The organism is Bradyrhizobium sp. Mp27, assembly GCF_029953005.1.
GTDB classification, from domain to species: domain Bacteria; phylum Pseudomonadota; class Alphaproteobacteria; order Rhizobiales; family Xanthobacteraceae; genus Bradyrhizobium; species Bradyrhizobium barranii.
In genome coordinates this window covers 1-1,346 of record NZ_JASAUS010000502.1, presented here as the reverse complement: position 1 = coordinate 1,346, position 1,346 = coordinate 1, and the positions used below count along the sequence as shown (strand labels likewise).

At 53.5% G+C, this 1,346-nt stretch carries 1 protein-coding gene; it reads left to right on the top strand.

Annotated elements, in window-relative coordinates; genetic code table 11:
- Window positions 1-109 precede the first annotated feature (109 nt).
- Window positions 110-1,102 carry a DUF2971 domain-containing protein gene (locus QJT78_RS51325; protein WP_038945438.1) on the top strand — a complete coding sequence of 331 codons (993 nt, stop codon included), beginning with the start codon at window positions 110-112 and terminating at the stop codon, window positions 1,100-1,102.
- The last annotated feature ends 244 nt before the right edge of the window (window positions 1,103-1,346 follow it).

Sequence of the window (1,346 nt, the reverse complement as noted above, 5' to 3'; positions counted from 1 at the left end):
TCGTCAGGCGGCGAAAAGCCGAAGGCAATCCTGTGCGCCTCGTCAGACAAGATGTGCGGCCGCATCAATCGGGCCCAAAAGCCGCACTCTCACGAATAGGACGGGCTAGGTGGGCGTTCTCGACAAGTATCTTGAGGGGATGCCTGAAACACTCGACGCCAGCCTGCTTATCGGTACCGACATTGGGAGTATCGAGAGTGAGGTCTACCCCCAAAGACTCATTTACAAGTACTTTTCTGCTGCGCGGCGATCGTTTTTCTCTCGGCCACAACTTCGTTTTTCTCAGCGGTCTGTTTTGAATGATCCATTCGAGTTTAGCCGGCGTTGGGAGTCAGCCAACACTGCTCACCTAAGAGTGCGGCTGAAGGAGTCCTTGCGGGTCAAGCTTTCAAAGATCGTAAACGAGTCTGAGTTGATACTCGCCCATCTAGCTGAAGAGGCGCGAGCGCACGGCGTTATACTCTCAGATGAGCAGCTAGCAGCCGCAAGGATCTTGTTGGAGAGCAAAGAGCACCAGGGAAGGATGGCGGCGGAATTTGAGGCATCTGTTGATCCTCTCGTGGATGGCGCAATGGAGCTATTTGAGGCTCGCTTTGATGAGGTCTTGGATAACGTAATTTCCAAGGTGGGTGTCCTCTGTCTTACTGAAGATCCTCTAAGTCGCTCAATGTGGAGTTATTACGCCGATTCGGGGAGCGGATTTGTCGTCGGCTTCGATGTGAACCATCCGTTTTTCTACAATGATGGGAATTCAGTCGGAAGAGTGATCAGGCGGGTCCGCTATTCGGATGACCACCTAGATAATTTTTGGCGAAACCCCTATTACCTTTTTCTCATAAAAAATACGGATTATCAGCACGAGCGCGAATGGCGGATGTTCCGAAAGCTGGCTGAGTGTGATTTTGAGGCGCCTGGGTCGCCGCCCGTTTGTCTTTGGAACGTTCCTCCGGCCATGATTCGATCCGTGACCTTTGGGTACGCGTACAATGCTGATTGGATTAGGACTGATGTTGAAGCTCTAAGAGAGCTAGGCGCGTATGTGGAGTTTACCCGCGCTCGGCCCAACCTGACGACTGGTGTATTTGACTGCGAACCCATCTAATTCGCGATTGGTCATCTGGTGAAAGCGGGCCACGTTAAGTCCGTTGTCTGGAGTCTTAGCGAACACCCACACTGGCCGCTTCTTTCTGCGGTAGGACTTTCATCTTAGCGCGCTCTGTCCGACCAAGCCGAGCTTTGTCAATCGGCGTTTGACTGGGACCCCCTATCGGCCTCCAAAAGGGACCCCTTTGATCGGCGTGCTCTGCTGGTAGCGCTCGGGTCGTCGGAGCTGGTCGGGGTTGCGG